The sequence below is a fragment of the Pseudomonas sp. B21-021 genome, from assembly GCF_024749205.1.
GTDB classification, from domain to species: Bacteria; Pseudomonadota; Gammaproteobacteria; order Pseudomonadales; family Pseudomonadaceae; genus Aquipseudomonas; species Aquipseudomonas paraglycinae.
In genome coordinates this window covers 2,618,060-2,639,368 of the sequence record NZ_CP087192.1, presented here as the reverse complement: position 1 = coordinate 2,639,368, position 21,309 = coordinate 2,618,060, and the positions used below count along the sequence as shown (strand labels likewise).

Annotated in this window: 2 protein-coding genes; both read right to left on the bottom strand. The window is 63.5% G+C overall.

Annotated features, from left to right (window positions below; all coding sequences use genetic code 11):
* Window positions 1–2 precede the first annotated feature (2 nt).
* Entirely contained in the window at window positions 3–8,303 is an 8,301-nt protein-coding gene (locus tag LOY31_RS11735; protein ID WP_258713306.1) for a non-ribosomal peptide synthetase, read from the bottom strand.
* Window positions 8,300–21,298 (bottom strand): non-ribosomal peptide synthetase, encoded by a 12,999-nt coding sequence (locus LOY31_RS11730; protein ID WP_258713305.1) that lies wholly within the window; start codon window positions 21,296–21,298, stop codon window positions 8,300–8,302. Before LOY31_RS11730 ends, LOY31_RS11735 begins: the two co-directional genes overlap by 4 nt.
* Between the last annotated feature and the right edge of the window lie 11 nt (window positions 21,299–21,309).

Genomic DNA, 21,309 nt, shown 5'->3' with positions numbered 1-21,309 from the left:
ACTCAGGACAACACTTGACCCGCCGCCACCGTCAGCCCGTCATGCCACCACGCCGCGAGGCTGAAGACGTTGGGCGCCTTGAGAATCGTGAAGTGGTTGCCGGGGCCGTACCACACCGCCAGATCCCTGGCCTCGCGCTGCCAGCCTTCGAGCATCGCCGCCTGTTCGCGCTGGTTGCCTGATGCGTCCAGGGTCGGGTCGTCCACCAGCGCCAGACGCACCGGCCCGGTGTAGGCCAGAGCCGGTCGATAGACCGTGCGCAGCGCGGTGGCGAAGGTGCGCACCGGGCCCTGCATCGCATCGACTGACGCGCGTTCGGACAGCACACCCGCGTGCACCATCCCGTCATGCAGCAGGCGCATTTGCGTGGCGCCGTCGGCTTCGGCGAAGGCCAGCGCATCGATGCCCAGAGACTTGCCACTGGACAACTGAAGCGACTCGATCAGCCGCAACAACGCCGCCGTTGTGGTGTAAGGCTTGCCCACGACGCTGTTGCCGCCCGGTGATTCGCTGTCGATCAGGGTCAGGGACGCGACTTCGCGCCCCAAGGCCTGCAACTGCGCCGCCATGGCGTAGGCCACCCAGCCGCCGAACGAATGTCCGATCAGATGCACCGGTCCTTGCGGATACAACTGCTCAAGTGCCCGCAGGTAGAACGTGGCGGCGCTTTCGACCCGGCTGTGCGGCACCGTCGCGCCGTCGAGGCCTCGGGGTTGCAACCCATGAATCGGCCACTCCGGCCCCAGTGCCTCGGTCAGGTGGAGGAACCCGGTGACACTGTCGCCAGCCCCCGGCACACAGAAAATCGGCGCATGCCCGGTGTGACCGGTCTGAATGGTCAGGATCGGCTGATAAGCCGTTGGCGCGGGCGCAGTTGCCGTTTCCAGCGCCTGCGTCAGGGCCTGCCCCAGAGCCTGAACGTGGGGTGCTTTCATCATGCTCTGGTGGTCACCTGGTACGTCGATGCAGTTCAGCTCCACACCCGGCAATTCTTCAGCCCAACCGCGGGTGAGGCTGAGTCGCGACATTGGCGCCGAACGCTCCGTGGCACGCAGCAGATGCAACGGCAGACGGATCGGGTTGATCCGGTAATGCGCCAACGCATGCCCGTGGGCCACTTCACGGTCGAGGTAATGCCAGGCATCCTCCGGCGAGACAGCCGCGAGCTCGGGTCTGAGCAACTGCTGCTCGTGACAATGGTTGAACAAATCGGCGAACGCCCACTGCTCAAGTTCGGTCTGCAACACGGCCAGACGCGCCAGTGCTTGCTGCCCCTGTGTCTCGTGCCCGGCCCAATGCGCCGTGCAATGCAAAAGCAATTGGCGCTTGTGCACATGTACATCGTTCCACTGCGCCTTGTTCGGATCGGCCAGGCGTGGCACGTAAGTATCGATCAGCCCGACGAACGCCACTGACTCGTCCATCCCGAGCAGTTGCGCCGCGATTTCATAAGCCAGCACGCCACCGAACGACCAGCCGGCAAGCCGATAGGGGCCGTGGGGTTGTCTGGCGCGGATCACCTCGACCAGTCGGGTTGCCAGGCATTCCATGGTACGCAGTTGCGTCATACCGGAATCGATTCCCGGCAAGCCGTAAATCGGGAACTCACCGCCGATGTGCATGCCCAGCGCCGGGAAATACAGGTCACGACCACTGAACTCATGCACCAGGAACAACGGCGTTCCCTGGTCACTTGCACGCACCACGACCACGCCGTCATGGAGCGGCACAGCGTCACTGCGCTGGCACAGCAGCGTGGCAGTCCCCTCGACAGTGGGATGCTGGAACAGCTCGGCCAACGAAACCGGCATGTCGGCCTTTTGCATCAGATCGACGAGCCGCACCGCCAGCAGCGAATGCCCGCCCAGTTCGAAGAAGTTGTCATGGCGCCCTACCCGCCCGACTTGCAACACTTCAGCCCATAGCCCGGCCAGTGATTCCTCAAGAGGATTGGCCGGCGCTTCATAGTCACGCATGACTAGCGCTTGGTGTGTCGGCGCCGGCAGGGCTTTGCGATCGAACTTGCCGTTGTTGTTCAGCGGCAGGCTCGCCATCGCCACCCAGGCGGTCGGCACCATGTACTCCGGTAACCTTGCTTGCAGCAGCGCGCGCAGAGTAGCGCTCTGCAATTCCGAATTGTGCGCGGTGTAATAGGCCACCAGCCGCGTTGGCTCCTGTTCGTCGCGTCGGGCCAGGACCACCGCTTCCTTGACTCCCGGACAACTCAACAGGCGGTTTTCGATTTCTCCGAGCTCGATCCGGAAGCCGCGAATCTTCACTTGGTCATCGTTGCGGCCGATGCATTCCAGTCGCCCCGGCGCCTGCCAGCGCACCAGGTCACCCGTGCGATACATCAAGGCTTGCGGATTGTCGCTGAACGGATCCCGGAGGAATTTCTCGGCACTCAGTTGAGGCCGATTCAGATAACCCAGCGCAACACCCTGACCACCGATGTACAACTCACCGGTGACGCCGAACGGCACCGGTTGTTGCCGGTTATCCAGCACATACACGCGGGTATTGCCGATGGGGCCGCCAATCGAAACACTGTCCGCATCCGGCGCCACCTCACGCACTTCGAAGGTGGTGGCGTACGTCGTGGTTTCGGTCGGGCCATAACAATGCACCAGGCGCAGGTCCGGCGCTTCGGCGAGCAGCTTTCGAAACGCCGCCGGATCGCCACGCTCCCCACCGCACAGCAGGATGCGCAGCCTTTTTAGCGCCTCGGGAATCAATTGCACGTACTGATTGAACAACGCGGTGGTGACAAAGAGGATCGTCGCCCCGCACCGATCAAGCTCCCGACCGAATGCCTGCGGGTCGAGCAAGGTCGCATGATCGATCACGGCCACCTGGCCACCGTTGAGCAGGGCGCCCCAGATATCCATGGTGCTCGCATCGAACGCCGGGTTCGAAGCGAATGCCACCCGGTCACTCGGGTTGAAATCGGCGTAGCCGCAATCGATCACAAGGCGGGTAATTCCGCGATGCGGCACCATGACCCCCTTCGGGGTGCCCGTGGAGCCCGAGGTGTACATGATGTACGCCAGCGCCTCCGAGGACTGAGGTAGATCCGGGTTGTGCGAAGGACTCCCGGCAAGCGCCAGGGTATCCAGATCCATTCGCCGTACCGGGTACTCGATGGCCTGATCGCTGCCGGTCAACAGCGCGACCGCCTGACAATCCTGCACCATGAATGCCTGACGCTCGGCGGGTGCATTGATGTCCAGCGGCACATAGGCCGCCGCACACTTGATGATCGCCAACTGTGCGACCAACAACTCCAGCGAGCGTGGCAACAGGATCGCCACATGATCGCCGGGCTGCACACCCTGGGCGATGAGGTGATGAGCCAGGCCGTTGGCGCGGCGGTTCAATTCTGCGTAACTCAACGCCTGCATTCCGTGCACCGCCGCGACGGCTTGCGAATCTTTGGCAGCCTGCATCTCGAATAAACGGTGCACGGTCAGTATTTGCGGAGTGTTCCGCGCGCTGGCGTTGAATTCGTCGAGCAACTGCGTGCGTTCCTGATCCTCGATTATCTGCGCGTGTTCCAGCACTGCCTGGTCGTTGTTGACCATGGCCTGCAACAAACGCTTGAAGTAACCGACATAACGCCGTGCCGTCGCCTCATCGAAGAGCGCTGTGGCGTACTCCATCCAGCCACTTATCCCGTTGGGCGACTCCCCCAGGGTCAGGGTCAGATCAAACTTGGCGAAGTGACTCGGCTCGGCCACCGCTTCCAGGGTCAGATCCCCCAGCGCCAACACCGGTCCGTCGCTGTTGCGCCAGTTGAACATGGTCTGGAACAGCGGGCTGTGGGCCAGGCTGCGGGCCGGTCGGGCGATTTCCACCACTTGCTCGAAGGGCAGGTCCTGATGATCCTGGGCCTGCAGGGTCAGCGCCTTGACCCGCGCCAGCAACGCTTCGACGCTCAGCTCACCGGAGGTATCAATGCGTAATGCCAGGGTATTGACGAACAACCCGATCAGTCCCTCGATTTCGGCCCGCTGACGGTTGGCCACCGGCGAGCCGACCACGACGTCCGATTGCCCGGCCAAACGACCGAGCAGCATCGCCCACGCGCTCAGCATCGTCATGTACAGCGTCACGCCATGGCGCTGGCTCAAGGCTTTGAGCCCGGCGCTCAAGCGCTCGTCCAGGCACACTTCGACGCTGCTGCCTGCGTAATCCTGTTGCGCCGGCCGCGGTCGGTCGGCAGGCAACGTCAGCAAGGCAGGCGCGTCGGCCAGCGTACGTTGCCAGTATTCGCTCTGGCGCTGCAATACCTCCCCGCTCAGCCAGCGTCGCTGCCAGACGGCATAGTCGGTGTATTGCAATGCCAGCGGCGGCAAAGGGTCCGCCAACCCCTGACTGAAAGCCTGATACAACGCCATCAGCTCGCGGGTCAGCACCTCCATCGACCAACCGTCGGAAATGATGTGATGCAAGGTGATCAGCAGCACATGGTGATCGTCGGCCAGACGGACCAGTCGCCCGCGAATCAACGGATCGTCCTGCAGGTCGAACGGGCCTGAGGCCTCCCCCTGAATCAGTGCCTGCAAGGCTTCGTCGGCCAGCGGGTGCTGGCGCAAGTCTTCGACACGCAGCAGCACACCGCTGTCGGGCGGGGTAATCAGCACCTGGGCTTCGCCATTGCTGGGAGCGAAGCGGCTGCGCAGGCTTTCGTGCCGGGCGACAATCCGGGCCAGCGCCCGCTGCAGCGCATCGGCGTCGAGCACACCGCGCAAACGCAGGCCGATCGGAATGTTGTAAGCCGTGTTGGCACCTTCCATCTGCGCCAGAAACCAGAAGCGCTGCTGGGAAAACGACAGCGGCAATGCGCCTTCCCGTGGCACCGGCAGGATCGGCGGCTGCGTAGAGCGTCCGGCCAGGGTCAGCGACTGCGCCACCGACGCCAGTTCGGCATTGGCGAACAACTCGCCGAGCGCAAGCTCTACACCCAGTCGCTGACGCACCTGCGCGACCATGCGCATGGCCAGCAACGAATGGCCGCCCAACTCAAAGAAATGATCCTGACGCCCTATCCGTTCGACCTGCAGAACCTCGGCCCAGATCTGCGCCAGTGTGCACTCCAGTTCGCCTTGTGGCGCCTCGTATTCGTGTGTGAGCAGGGCCGTGCGCTCCGGTAACGGCAAGGCCTTGCGATCGAGCTTGCCATTGGCGGTCAACGGCAAGCTGTCGAGCCTGACGAACGCGACCGGCACCATGTATTCGGGCAACTGGCCCAGCAAATGCTCGCGCAGCTGCGCTACCGCCAGTGGCTGCACCTGGGCCTGCTCGGTGAAATAGGCCACCAGCCGTGGTTGTCCTGGCTCTTCTTCACGAGCCAGGACAACCACTTCCTGAAGGCCGGGAAGCTGATGCAGGCGGCTTTCGATTTCCCCCAATTCGATGCGCATGCCGCGGATTTTCACTTGATCATCGTTGCGCCCCAGATAGTCGATCGTCCCGTCCGGGCGCCAGCGAGCTAGGTCGCCAGTGCGATACATACGCGCATTCGGTCGTTCACTGAAGGGGTCCGGCAGAAAGCGTTCGGCGGTCAGTTGCGCACGGTTCAAGTAACCGCGCGCCACGCCTGCGCCACCGATATACAGCTCGCCGGATACGCCGATCGGCACCGGACGCTGTTGGTCGTCGAGCAGGTACACCGAGGTATTGCTCACCGGTTTGCCGATGTGCAGCGCCTCCCCCGCCTCGATCCGTCCGGACGTGGCGACTACGGTGGCTTCGGTAGGGCCATAGTTGTTGATCACATCGAAATGCTGATTGCGCGAAAACTGACGCAAGCGGTCGCCGCCGATCAGCAGGGTACGCAATGTCGGGTGCTCGAGATGCCGGCTGAAGGCGTATTCGGCGACGGGCGTCGGCAGGAAACTCACGTCCAGCGGTTGCGCGCACCACCAGGCCAGCAGCCCGTCGACGTCTTCGCCGCCGTCCTGCGCAGGCGCCAGGTGCAGGGTCGCGCCGACGGACAGCGATGGCCAGATTTCCCAGGCCATCGCGTCGAAGCCGAACCCGGCCAGACTCGACGTATGGCGGCCGGCACACAGGTCAAACGCGTTGCTGTGCCAGTCGACCAGATTGGCCAGTGTCTGGTGTTCGACCATCACGCCCTTGGGCAAACCGGTGGAGCCCGAGGTGTAGATCACGTAAGCCAGGTTCGCCTCGGACAGACCCGGTACCACGGGGTTTGCGTCATTGCCTGAGCGCCAGGTGCGCGGGTCGAGATCGATCACCGGCAGCTCCTGCGTCGGCAGCCGTGCAAGGAGGTCACGTGAAGTCAAGATCGCCACCGGTGCGCAATCACTCAGCAGATAGTTCAGGCGTTCGGCCGGATGCGCGGGGTCGATCGGCACATACCCGGCGCCTGCCTTGAGGACTGCGAGCAATCCGGCCAGAGTATCCAGTCCTCGCCGGGCGACGACTGCGACCCGGTCATCCGGCTGCACACCCAGATCGATCAAGCGATGCGCCAGACGGTTGGCCTGGCGGTTCAGTTCGTGGAACGTCAGTTGCTTGTCCAGGTGCACCGCCGCCAGCGCTTGCGGTCGCGCGACGACCTGCGCCTCGAAGCGTTGATGAATCGTCTGTCCGCGAGGGTATTCGACATCGCTGGCGTTGAACCCCGTCAACAGCTGTTCGCGCTCCGGGGCGGGCAACACCGACAGTTGACTCAGCGGCGTATCCGCCGCGAGCGCCAGCGCCTGCAACAGGTTTTCCATGGCACACACCATATAGCCGCAGATCCGCTGCGCCTCGACCTCACGGCTGGCCAGCAGCGTCAGGCTGAAGTGATCGCCAAAGTCATCGATGCTCAAGGTCAGCGGGTAATTGGTGCGTTCCTCCGCATGCAGGACGCTGATCCCCTCCCAGGCCGAAAGCGCCTCGGCACTGGCATTGGCACTCGAGGTGCTGTGCCGATAATTGAGCAGCGAACTGAACAGCGGCGATGACCCGACCACCCCGCTGCAGCGCTGGGCCAGCGCCAGTGGTGCGTGCTCATGGCGCATCAGGCTCGTCAGACGTGCCTGTGTGGCCTTCACCGACTCGCTTGCTGCCAGCGCGCTGACCTCGACCCGTAGCGGCAAGGTGTTGATGAAAATGCCGAGCGCGCGATCGGTAGATTCCGCGCCTTGCATCCGCCCCATCAGCACAGTACCGAACACGACAGGAGACTTGCCGGTGAGTGCATTCAGGACCTGCCCCCAGCCAAGGTGGAACAGACTCGCGACACTCACGCCGAGCGAACGGGCACTGGCTCGCAGGCGCTGCCCCAGCAGTGGGTCAAGTGGCACATTGCATTCTTCGATGTCGCTGCCGTCGCCATGCACGCCTTGCAGGCCGAACGGCAACGTCGGTTCGTCGATGTCACCCAGCATCTCGCGGAAAAACGCCTCGTGCTCCGACTCGCTGATGCCAAGCCGCGCCTGGGCGACATAATTGCGAAACGGTACGGGCGCTCCCAGTCTGGCGCTCTGCCCTGACAGGCAAGCCTGCATTTCTTCGCTGACCACCGCCAGCGCCGAGTGATCCATCGCCATGTGATGAAACAGCAACATCGCGACGATACGCCCGGTCTTTGCATCCCGGGCATGGGCCAGCTGCAATAGCGGCGCACGTGTCACGTCGAGACGAAAATGCCGGGCGTCGAATCGCGCATGCAACTGCTCCAGAACATCGCCTTGAGCCACATCGAGCTGCACTTCTTCCACAGGTAACCCGACACGTCGCAGGACCACTTGCACCGGCGTATCCAGTCCTTCCCAGACGATGGCGGTGCGCAGAATGTCGTGGCGTTCGATGACGGTCTGCAGGGCCTGGACGAATGCCCCGAATCGCTCAGGTCCGCTGAACGCGAATTTCGCCTGCATCACATACGGATCACCCTGTGCAGCGCTCGCGTGGTGGTAGAGGATGCCCTCCTGCAACGGCGTCAGCGGATAGATGTCCTGGACATTGGCGCCGCCGCCAGGGATATGCGCGACAATTTGATCGAGGGTGTCCTGGCTCAGGTCAACCATTGTCAGCATCGCCGGGGTAACCCGTGTTGTGCCCGGTGAAATGCCATTGACCGGCACTGCAATCTGCCCTTCCCGTGCGGGCGAGTAACCGCCCGCCTCGATCAGCTCGATCAATGCCGGTTTGTGCTCGCGCAATGCGGCCAGCAAGGCCTGTTCACTCAGGGCCTGCTTGTTGCCATTGACCCGTAATTGTCCGTCCGTGATTGCCAACTGGATGTCTTTTGTCTTCAGCGTCGCCAACAGTTCATTCAGGTTCACAGGACGATCTCCATTCTTTCCGTGATAGCCGCGTAACCAGCCAGAGTCGGTTGCTCGAACAACGTCCGGACATCGGCTTCGATACCTTCCTGTTGCAGGCGCCCGATCAGACTGACCGCCAGCAACGAATGCCCACCCAGCTCAAAGAAATGGTCTTGTCGCCCGACGCGCTCGACTTTGAGCAATTCACACCACAGTCGCGCGAGGAGGATTTCCATCTCGCCGACCGGCGCTTCGTATTCGCGAATGCTGACTGCAGCCGAATCCGGTGCGGGCAGCGCCTTGCGATCGACCTTGCCATTAGGGCTCAGCGGCAGGCTGTCGAGCGCGACGAATGCCGACGGCACCATGTAATCGGGCAAGCGTGCGAGCAAGTGTTCGCGCAACGCCTCGATCCCCGGCTGGCCGGCCTCGGCGTGCCAGGTGAAGTACGCCACCAGACGCTCATCACGCACCAGCACCACGGCTTCGCGCAGCGCCAGATGACTCAACAATTGCGCTTCGATTTCACCCGGTTCCAGGCGCAGGCCACGCAGCTTGACCTGGAAGTCGTTGCGCCCGATGAATTCGAGCTGGCCATCGGCGCGGTAGCGCACCCGGTCGCCCGTGGCGTACAGCCGATCGCCGGCAACGAACGGGCTCGGGATAAACCGTTCGGCCATCAATTGCGGCAAGCCCAGATAGCCCCGCGCGACCCCGGCACCGCCAATGAACAATTGACCGATGACGCCCATCGGCACCGGCCGTTCGGCGGCGTCGAGTACGTACAGACGAGTGTTGTTGATCGGCCGCCCGATCGGCAACGCGCTGTCCGGCACCGGCATCGACGGCTCCAGCGTCCACACCGTGCTGTCGACCGTGGCTTCAGTCGGGCCGTAAACGTTGTGCAAGCGCACTTGCGGCAAACGCTCGCGCACAAGGCGGGCCAGCGCCGGCGTCAGGTCTCCACCGCCACAGAACACGTCGGTGAGACTGCTGCACTGGCTGACATCGTCCTGCTCGAGGAACTGTTGCAACAGCACCGGCACAAACTGGATCACGCTGATCCGCTGCTCGCGAATCACCTGCGCCAGATACGCCGGCTCGCGGTGCCCGTCAGGACGCGCCAGCACCAGACGCAAACCGGCGCTCAACGGCCAGAACAGCTCCCAGACCGAGGCATCGAAACTGAACGGGGTTTTCTGCAACAGGGCGCCGTCCGTCACGGCAGGACACAGCTGAGAACTCCAGTGCAACAAATTGCCCACGCCGCGATGCTCGACCATCACGCCTTTCGGCGCACCGGTCGAACCGGAGGTGTAGATCACATAGGCCAGGTTCGAAGCGCTCAGGTTCGGTACTTGTGGGTTGTCGTCCGGATTGAATGTCCAGTGATCCTGATCCAGATCGATCACCAGCGCAGTGCTCTCGCCCAGCAACTCACGCGTCGCCCCGTGCACCAGCACCGCTATCGGCGCGCTGTCCTTGAGCATGTAATCCAGACGTTCCGCCGGGTACGCCGGATCCAGCGGCACATAGGCACCGCCGGCCTTGAGAATGCCAAGCAGACCGACCATCAGTTCCAGCCCGCGCTCGATACAGATCGCCACTCGCGAATCCGGCCCTACGCCCAGATCGCGCAAGTGATGGGCCAGACGGTTGGCCTGTGCGTTGAGCTCGGCGTAAGTCAGCCGCTGCTCACCGGCCTGCAAAGCAACGGCTTGCGGCGTGCGTTGTACTTGCGCTTCGAACAGCCCGTGAACGGTTTGCTGCAGATTGTCTGCGGTGCCGGTGACGTTGAGGTCGTACAGAACCTGCTGACGTTCAGCGCCGTCAAGGATCGGCAAGCGGTTCAGCGGCTGATCCGGTGCCTGCTCCAGAGCCTCCGCCAGTGTCTCCAGCGCGGTCTGCATGTAGTCGCAGATCCGCTGCGAACCGATGCTCGCCGGGGTCATGGCGGTGAGCACAAAACCGCTGCCCAGATCATCGACACCCAGGCTCAATGGATAGTTGGTGCGCTCCTCGCTGCTCAGGGTCTCGATGCCTTGCCAGGCCCGACGCAAGCTTTGCTGTTGCGCCTCGTCGGCGCTGTGCCGGTAGTTGAGCATCGAACTGAACAGCGGCGACGGCGCGGCCACACCGCTGCAACGCTGGGCCAGAGCCAGCGAAGCGTGTTCATGACCGAGCAATGCACTCAGACGTGCATGCGTCGCCCGAGCCCCTTCGCGCACCGGAGTTGCCCCCAGATCGACCCGCAGCGGCAAGGTGTTGATGAACATCCCCAACGCCCGGTCGGCCCCTTCACCGCCCTGCATCCGGCCCATCAGCACCGTGCCGAATACCACACGATCCTGCCCGGATGTCGCGGCCAGCACCTGTGCCCACGCAAGGTGGAACAGGCTGGCCACGCTGATGCCCAGTTGCCGGGCCAGGCTGCGTAGACGCTGGCCGGTTGCATCGGTCAGGGCCTGCTGCGTTTCCTCGATGTCGCTACCGTCACCTTGTACATCCTGCAATCCGAACGGCAGGGTCGGCTCGTCGATGTCGCCGAGCATGTCGCGGAAGAACGCTTCGTGCTCCTGCTCGCTGACACCCAGCCGCGCCTGCGCTACGTAGTTGCGGTAAGGCACCGCCGCGCCCAGCGAGGCTTCGCGCCCTTGCAGGCAGGCGAGCATCTCGTGCTGCACCACGTCCAGCGCGGTGTGATCCATCACCACATGGTGGAACAGCATCATCGCGACCACCCGGTCGTGGGCCGGATCACGGGCATACACCAGACGCAGCAACGGTGCCTGGCTGATGTCGAGGCGGTAGTGACGGGCATCGAAACGCCCGTGCAATTGCTCGAGGATGTCGCCATCCGCCGGATCAAGCACGATCTCCTGCACTGGCAGATCTGCGTGACGCCAGACCACTTGCATTGGTTCGGCCAATTTCTGCCAGATCACCGCCGTACGCAGGATGTCGTGACGGGCAATGACCTGGCGCAGCGCTGCCGCGAACGCTTCCACACGCTCGACGCTGTCGAAGGCCAGCCGCGATTGCAGCAGATACGGATCGCCCTGCTCTGCGCTCAAGTGGTGGTAAAGAATGCCTTCCTGCAACGGCGCCAGCGGATAAATGTCCTGCACGTTGGCGCCGCCGCCGGGCACCGTGGCGACGATCCGGTCGATGCTCGGCTGATCCAGTTCGGCCAGGCTCAGCAGGTCCGGGGTGATATGGGCGCAATCAGCAGGAATGCGATTGGCCGGCACTTCGATTTCGCGACCGCTGCCCACCGCCGCAGCCAATGCAGCCAGAGTTGGCTGGCTGAACAGCACACGCACGTCAGTGCTCAGACCAATCTGGCGCAGGCGTTCGATCAGACTCACGGCCAGCAACGAATGGCCGCCCAGTTCGAAGAAGTTGTCGTGGCGACCGACTTTTTCCAGCTTCAGGACATCGGCCCAGATCTGTGCCAGCGCGGTTTCCACCGGACCTTGCGGGGCTTCGTATTCGCGGCTGAGCCAGGCGTTCTGATCCGGCTCCGGCAAGGCCTTGCGGTCGAGTTTGCCGTTGGCGGTCAGCGGCAAGGCGTCGAGGCGCACGTAAGCCGCCGGGATCAGCGCTTGCGGCAAACGGGTTTGCAGATGATTACGCAAGGCTTCGATATCGGCAGGCGCACGTTCGGTGAACCACACCAGCAACTGGCCATCGCGCACCAGCGCCACTGCGTCCTGCACTGCCGGATGGCTGGCCAGCGCCGCGTCGATCTCTCCCAATTCAACCCGCACGCCGCGCAGTTTCACCTGATCGTCGTTGCGGCCCAAGTACTCGATGTTGCCGTTTGCAAGCCAGCGTGCGAGGTCGCCGGTGCGGTACATGCGCCCTTCGTTGAACGGATCATTCAGGAAGCGTTCGGCGGTCAGGTCGGGACGGTTCAGGTAGCCCCGCGCCACGCCGGCGCCGGCGACGTACAACTCCCCCGTCACACCTACTGGCACAGGGCGTTGCTGCTCATCCAGCAAATAGACCTTGGCGTTGGCCATCGGCCGGCCGATGTGCAGCGTTTGCCCGACATCTACCGGGCCGGAGGTGGCGACCACCGTGGCTTCAGTCGGGCCATAGTTGTTGATCACCGCGAAAGTCTGTTCGCGATTGAACTGACGCAGCTTGTCGCCACCGATCAGCAGAGTACGCAGGGTCGGATGTTGCAGCTCGCGGCTGAAGGCGTACTCGGCCACCGGTGTCGGCAGGAAACTCACCTGCAACGGCTGCGCCCGCCACCAGTCGAGCAGTTCGTCCAGATGCTCGTTGCTCACCGATTCCGGCGGCAAGTGCAACGTCGCACCGACGCACAGCGCCGGCCAGACTTCCCAGGCCATGGCATCGAAACCGAAACCGGCCACGCTGGCGGTGTGGCTGCCGGCGTGCAGGTCAAAGGCTTCGGCGTGCCAGTGCACGAGATTTTCCAGGGTTGCGTGTTCGACCATCACGCCTTTCGGCTGGCCAGTGGAGCCCGAGGTGTAGATCACGTAGGCCAGGTTGTCCGGCGTAAAGTCGGCGACCTGCGGGTCAGCAACCGACAGGTCTTGCCAGGCTTCATGGTCGAGATCAATCACCGGTATGCCAGCCTGATTCGGCAAAGCTACGTCGCGAACCAGTACCACCCTCGGCGCACTGTCGGCCAGCATGTAAGCGATACGCTCGGGCGGATAAGCCGGGTCGACCGGTACATAAGCGGCGCCGGCCTTGAGGATCGCCAGCAAACCGACCAGCATTTGCGGGCTGCGTTTGAGACAGATCGCCACTCGCGTGTCGGCGGTGACACCCATCCCCTGCAGATGATGGGCCAGCCGATTGGCGCGCTGGTTCAATTCCCTGAAAGTGAGACGCTGCATGCCCGCCTGAACCGCCACGGCATCCGGCGTGCGGGCAACCTGCGCTTCGAACAGACGATGAACACCTTGCGCTGACGGGTAAACGGCGGAGCTCGCATTGAAGTCGCCAAGCAGCTGCTTGCGCGCCGCCGCTGACAGGACGTTGAGACGTTCAAAGGCTTGTCCGGGGTTGTCAGCCAACGCTGTCGCCAGCTCCGTCAGAGCGGTGTGCATCAGCTCGCAGACCCGCTGCGCCCCCACATGATCCGGGGTCAGCACCGACAGATTGAAGCCATCGCCCCGGTCGTTGATGCTCAAGGTCAGCGGATAATTCGTGCGCCCGTCCTGGGCCAGGAATTCGATGCCTTGCCAGACCGGATCAACAGGCTCTCGTGCAGCGTCGTGGCCGCCATGCCGATAGTTGAGTACCGCGCTGAACAGCGGCAAAGGGGCGGCCACGGTGCTGCAACGCTGAGCCAGTGCCAGCGACGCATGCTCATGTCCCAGTAAAGCCGCCAACCGCTCATGAACCGTTCGAACCGCTTCGCTCACACTTTGCCCGTCAACCTCCACGCGCAGCGGCAAGGTGTTGATGAACATCCCCAATGCCCGATCCGCGCCCTCACCGCCTTGCATGCGGCCCAGCAGCACCGTGCCGAACACGACGTCCCGGCGTCCGGAGGTCGCCGCCAGCACCCGTGCCCAGGCGAGATGAAACAGGCTCGCGACGCTGACCCCGTATTGCCGCGCCTGGCTGCGTAGGTGCCGATTCAATTCCACCGGCAGCGCCAGCGAGTGCTCCTCGATGTTGCGACCATCGCCCTGTACGTCCTGCAATCCGAATGGCAGGGTCGGCTCGTCAATATCACCGAGCATATCGCGAAAGAAGCTTTCGTGTTCTTCCTCGCTGATGCCTTGGCGAGCCTGATGGACGTAGTTGCGGTAGGGCGCGGCAGGCGGCAACGACTCAACCTGCCCCGGCAGATACAACTGCATTTCCCGGCGAACCACCTCCAGCGCGGTGTGATCCAGCACGACGTGATGAAACAACAGCACGCCTGCCACCCGGTCATGCACCGGATCTTCGGCATACACCAGACGGATCAGCGGTGCCTGACCGAGGTCGAGGCGATAATCCCGGGCATCGAAGCGTGCGCGCAACTGATCGAGGATATCGCCCTCCAGCGGACTCAGAGCGACCGATTGCACCGCCAGCGCGGCTTCTCGCCATACCACTTGCTGCGGGTTCGGCAATCCTTCCCAAACCAGACTGGTGCGCAGGATGTCGTGGCGCGCAATCACCTTTTGCAAGGCGTTGGCAAAAGCGCGCAGGCGCTCGACGCTGGCAAAGGCCAGACATGATTGCAGCAGATACGGATCGCCCTGCTCCGCGCTCAAGTGGTGATAGAGGATGCCTTCCTGCAACGGCGCCAGCGGGTAAATGTCCTGCAAGTTGGCGGCGCCGCCGGGCACCGTGGCAACGATCCGGTCGATGCTCGGCTGATCCAGTTCGGTCAGGCTCAGCAACTCCGGAGTGATGCGGGTGCAGTCGGCAGGAATGCGATTGGCCGGCACTTCGATTTCGCGACCGCTGCCCACCGCCGCGGCCAGGGCTGCCAGAGTTGGCTGGCTGAACAGCACGCGCACGTCGGTGCTCAGGCCGATCTGGCGCAGGCGTTCGATCAGGGTGACGGCCAGCAATGAGTGCCCCCCCAGTTCGAAGAAGTTGGCGTGGCGTCCGACCTGCTCCAGTTTCAACACGTCAGCCCAGATCTGCGCCAACGCAGTTTCCACCGGGCCTTGCGGGGCTTCGTATTCGCGGCTGAGCCAGGCGTTCTGATCCGGTTCCGGCAAGGCCTTGCGGTCGAGTTTGCCGTTGGCGGTCAGCGGCAAGGCGTCGAGGCGCACGTAAGCCGCCGGGATCAGCGCTTGCGGCAATCGGGTTTGCAGATGATTGCGCAGGGTTTCGATATCGGTCGGCGCACGCTCGGTGAACCACACCAGCAACTGCCCGTCGCGCACCAGCGCCACTGCGTCCTGCACTGCCGGATGGCTGGCCAGCGCCGCTTCGATTTCCCCCAGTTCAACTCGCACGCCGCGCAGTTTCACCTGATCGTCGTTGCGGCCCAGGTACTCGATGTTGCCGTCCGCCAGCCAGCGTGCGAGGTCGCCGGTGCGGTACATGCGTCCTTCGTTGAACGGATCATTCAGGAAGCGTTCAGCGGTCAGATCGGGACGGTTCAGGTAACCCCGCGCCACGCCGGCGCCGGCGACGTACAACTCGCCCGTCACACCCACGGGCACCGGACGTTGCTGGTCATCGAGCAGATAGATTCGGGCGTTGGCCATCGGCCGGCCGATGTGCAGCGGTTGGCCGACTTCGACCGGCCCGGACGTGGCGACCACCGTAGCCTCGGTCGGACCGTAGTTGTTGATCACCGAGAAGGTCTGCTCGCGATTGAACTGACGCAGCTTGTCGCCGCCGATCAGCAAGGTGCGCAGGGTCGGATGTTGCAGTTCGCGGCTGAACGCATATTCGGCCACCGGAGTCGGCAAAAAGCTCACTTGCAACGGCTGCGCCCGCCACCAGTCGAGCAGTTCGTCCAGGTGCTCGTTGCTCACCGATCCCGGCGGCAGGTGCAGGGTCGCGCCGACGCACAGCGCCGGCCAGACTTCCCAGGCCATCGCATCGAAACCGAACCCGGCCACGCTGGCGGTGTGGCTGCCGGCGTGCAGGTCAAAGGCTTCGGTGTGCCAGTGGACAAGGTTTTCCAGGGTCGCGTGTTCGACCATCACGCCCTTCGGCTGGCCGGTGGAGCCGGAGGTGTAGATCACGTAGGCCAGATGTGCCGGGGTCAGTTCCGGCAACTGTGGATTGCTGTCCGGCAGGTGCTGCCAGGCGTCGCTGTCAAGATTGATCACCGGCACGGCGCCCAGCAGGTCGCGGGTGACTGTCTGTGCCAGTACCGCCACCGGGTCGCTGTCCTGCAACAGATAAGTGATCCGTTCTGCCGGATGTGCCGGATCGACCGGAACATAACCGGCGCCAGCCTTGAGAATCGCCAGCAGCCCGACCAGCATCTGCGGACCACGCTGCACGCAGAGCGCGACGCGATCGTCCGGTTGCACACCGAGGCCGATCAGGTGATGGGCCAGGCGGTTGGCGCGGCGGTTCAACCCGTCGTAGCTCAGACTTTGCCCGCCCTGCACCACTGCTACAGCGTCGGGTTGGGTCGCTGCTCGCTCTTCAAACAATTGGTGCACCACATGGCCGTGGGCAAAGTCGCGACCGGTAACATTGAAACCGACCAGCACGCGCTGGCGTTCGGCCGCCGACAGAATCGACACCTGATTCAATGGCGCATTGCGGTCTTGTTCCAGCGCGCTCAGTAAATTGTGCAATGCCGCTTGCAGGTAGTCGCAGACCCGCATGCCATCCACTTCGGGCACTGCCTGCACAGAAAGCCGGAAGCCCTGTCCAAGGTCGTCGACGCTGACCACCAGCGGATAGTTGCTGCGCTCACGAGAATCGAGAATCCGGATGCCTTCCCATCCCGGCGTAGCCGTCTGTTGCGCACTGTGGCGATAGTTGAGCAAGGTATTGAACAGCGGATCCGAACCCGTCACGCCACTGCAACGTTGAGCCAGTATCAGCGGCGCCTGCTCATGCACCAGCAGTTGCGCCAGACGCTCGTGGGTAGACCTGACACCCGCCTCCACCGTCGTTGCCCCGACATGGACCCGCAGCGGCAGTGTGTTGATGAACATACCCAACGAACGGTCGGCGCCCTCTCCACCCTGCATGCGCCCCAGCAGCACCGTACCGAATACCACCTCCTCGCGCCCGCAGACCTGCGCAAGTACCTGACCCCAGGCCTGATGCACCAGACTCGCAACACTGATGCCCAGCGTGCGGGCCTGTTTGCGCAGGCGCCCGGCAAGACCCTCATCCAGTGCCAGTTCGCTGTCCACGATGTTTGTGCCATCGCCGAGTACGTCTCGCAGGCCGAACGCCAGGGTCGGTTCGACGATGTCGCCGAGCATCTCGCGAAAGAACGCTTCATGTGCCTGGGCATTCGAACCGAGACGGGCCTGAGCGACATAGTTGCGGTATTGCACGGGGGGCGGCAGCGCGCCGACTTGCCCGTCAAGTGCGTCGCTCATCTCGGCCACCAACACCTCGAGCGCGGTGTGATCGAGCACGATGTGGTGCAACAGCAGGATTCCGACCCAGCGGTTTTGCAACGGGTCTTCGGTGTAGGCGAAGCGCATCAACGGCGCACGCTGCAAGTCCAGGCGATAGTGTCGCGGATCGAAGCGCGCCTGCATTTGCTGCAACACATCACCGTCCTGCGGATCGGCATCCACCCGCTCCAGTGCCAGCGGCGCCGAACGCCAAACAACTTGCACTGGCTCGTCAAGGTTTTCCCTTACCACGCTGGTACGCAGGACGTCGTGCCGGGCGATGACACTGTTCAACGCGCGAACGAACGCCTTGATCTGCGCCAGTCCGTCGAAGGCGAATTGCGCTTGCAGCACGTACGGGTCACCGTCGGCGATGGCCAGATGGTGATAGAGGATTCCCGCCTGCAACGGTGCCAGGGCGTAGATGTCCTGCACGTTGTCGATACCGCCATCGACGGTCTCGACGATACGGTCGATGGCCGCTTGATCCAGCGTGGCCAGCGGCAGCATGTCCGGGGTGATGCGGGTGCAACCGGGTTCGATGCGGTTGGCCGGCACGCTGATCGTGGCGTCCCCTCCCAGCGTCGCGGCGAGTGCCGCCACGCTTGGCTGGCCGAACAGCACACGGACGTCGCACTGCATGTTTTGCTGACGCATGCGCTCGATCAGCTTCACCGCCAGCAACGAATGCCCGCCCAGCTCGAAGAAATTGTCATGCCTGCCCACCCGGTCCAGTCCGAGCAAGGTCTGCCAGATCACAGCGATGCGGGTTTCGATTTCGCCGAGCGGTGCTTCAAATGCCCGCCGGGCGAAGGCTTCGTTGTCCGGCTGCGGCAACGCCCGGCGATCGAGTTTGCCGTTGGCCGTCAGCGGGAAGGCATCGAGGCGCACGAACGCGCCCGGCACCATATGCTCGGCCAGCGATGCCAGCAGGTGATCTCGCAATTGCGCAACGCTCGGTTCGACACCTTCGGCGGCCAGCCAGTAGACCACCAGACGCGTGTCGCCGGGGCTGTCCTCGCGGGCGATCACCAGCGCATCGCGCACGCCGTCGCAGGCTGCAAGACGTGCCTGAATCTCGCCAAGTTCGATACGGAAACCGCGGATTTTCACCTGATCGTCGTTGCGTCCCAGGTATTCGAGTTCGCCCTCCACCGTCCACCGAGCCAGATCGCCGGTCTTGTACAAACGCGCTTCGGCATGCTCGCTGAACGGATCGGCGATAAAGCGCTCGGCGGTCAACGCCTCACGATTCAGATAACCACGGGCAACCCCGGCGCCACCCACATACAACTCACCGGTCACCCCGGCTGGCACTGGCTCCCGCCGAGCATCGAGGACGTATAGCTGCAGGTCGGGAATGCGCACGCCGATCGGGCTGCTGGCGGTCAATTGCGCGTCTGCCGCCACCAACGGTCGATAGGTCACATGCACCGTGGTTTCGGTGATGCCGTACATGTTCACCAGCCGGGTGCCGGCGTTGCCGACCCGCGCATACCAGGGTTTGAGCGATCCTGGCTCCAGCGCTTCACCGCCAAAAATCACTTCGCGCAGCGAATGTTGCAACGGGCTGCGGCCCTGGGCGGCGATCAACTGACGGAAAGCGCTCGGCGTCTGGTTGAGTACGGTGACCCCCGTGCGGCAGAGCAACGCATAACACTCGTCCGGCGAGCGGCTGATGTGTTGCGGCACCACCAGCAACTGACCGCCGTAAGCCAGCGCGCCCCAGATTTCCCAGACCGAGAAATCAAAGGCAAACGAGTGAAACAACGCCCAGACGTCTTGCGCATTGAACCGGAACCAATCGTGGGTCGCGCCAAACAGGCGTGCCACGTTGCGGTGCTCGACCATCACCCCTTTGGGCAGCCCGGTGGAGCCAGAGGTGTAGATCACGTAGGCCAGATGCGCCGGATTCAAGTCCGGGATCTGCGGGTTGAATTCAGGTTCGGTCTGCAAACCGTCGTTATCGAGGTCGATCTGCGGCACGGATAGCCCGGCAATCCGATCCAGAGTCGCTGCCTGCATCAGCACCGCCACCGGCGCACTGTCTTGCAGGGTGAAGGTGATCCGCTCCAGCGGATAAGCCGGATCGATCGGCACATAACCGGCGCCCGCCTTGAGCACACCGAGCAGGCCGACGATCATTTGCGGGCCGCGCTCAACGCAGATCGCTACCCGGTCATCCGGACGAATGCCGAGGGCGAGCAAACGATGGGCCACCTGGTTGGCCTGTCGGTTGAGTGCCTCATAACTGTAAGTCCTGCCCTCGAACAGCAACGCGACTGCCTCGGGCCGGGTGTGCGCATGCGCTTCGAATTGCTGATGGATCAACGGCGTGTCGAGAAAACTCGCCCTCGGTGTATTGACGCCATACAACCAGTGCTCACGCTCGGCGGGCGGCAGGATGTTGAGGCTGTGCAATGCGGCTTGCGGGTTGTTCTGCAGCGCATCGACTAGACTGTCCAGTGCCGTGCGCAGGTATCCGGCGATTCGGGAGGCGCCAAGCGTCGCGTCGGCCAGCACCGTGATGCGCAGGTCCTGACCGAGGTCATCGATGTTGACCGTCAACGGGTAATTGGTGCGCTCGCGGGCGCCCAACACGTGCACCCCCGGAGACAGCTCGATCACCTCGGCAACTTCCTCCACGCTGCTGTGGCGGTAGTTGAGCATGGCGCTGAACAGCGGCGTCGGCACCGCCACGGCGCTGCAACGCTGGGCCAGTGCCAGGGACGCCTGCTCATGGGCGAGCAGCGCGGTCAGACGCCGGTGCGTCGCCAGCACGCCGTCATGAACGCTCGACCCGCCGACATCCACCCGCAAAGGCAGCGTATTGATGAACATCCCCAATGCTTGCTCGACACCGTCAGCCGCGTTCATCCGTCCCAGCAGAACGGTGCCGAACACCACCGCCGAGCGCCCGCACAACTGCCCCAGCACGCGTGCCATGGCCAGGTGCATCAGGCTCGCCACGCTCACGCCTGATTGTCGCGCCTGGGTACGCAGGCGCTGGCTCAGATCGCTGTCGAGCATGCACGAGACTTCCTCGATGCCCTGACCGCCACCTTGTACATCGTGCAAGCCACCGGGCAGCGTCGGCTCGTCGATGTCGCCGAGCATCTCGCGGAAAAATGCCTGGTGCGCTTGCTCATCCGAGCCCAGACGTGCCCTCGCCAGGTGGTCGCGAAACGGCACCGCCCTCGCTACTTCGGCATCGCGGCCTGACAGGTAGGCCTGAATTTCCCGGCGTACCACATCGAGCGCGACGTGATCCATGATCATGTGATGGAACAGCAACAATGCGACCACCCGGTCGTTGGCCGGATCCTCGGCGAACACCAACCGCAACAACGGGGCCTGTTGCAGGTCGAGGCGAAAGTACTGCGGGTCGTGGCGTGCCAGCAATTGCGCGAGTACGTCCTCGCGGTCATTCAAATCGACTTCCTCACAGACCAGCGGGGCTTCACGCCAGACCACCTGCACGGGATCGTCCAGATGCTCCCAGAGGATGGCGGTGCGCAAAATGTCATGGCGCCCGATCACCCGACGCAGCGCGTCGGTGAATGTATCCAGCCGTCCGCGACTGTCGAACGTGAACCGCGCCTGCGACACGTAGGGATCCCCCTCCGGCGCGGAGAGATGGTGATAAAGCAGCCCCTCCTGCAACGGCGCCAGCGGATAAATGTCCTGCACGTTCGCCACGCCGCCCGGCACGGTGGCGACGATGCGGTCGATGGCCGGCTGATCCAGTTGCACCAGCGGCAGCATGTCCGGGGTGATGCGCAGCGCCGGGCTCGACCAGTCGCCGCCGTGGCTCGCCACCAGTTCCAGCAACTGCGCCTTGTGTTTGGCGAGGCTGTCCCACAACGCGTCGTCCAGCGCGTCGTCGTTGCCCAGAATGACCAGGTCTTCATCGTCCTGTTGAAGGCGGATCGCATGGGTGGAAATAACAGCCATCAGCTCGCGAAATTGCATGGGGGTAACCT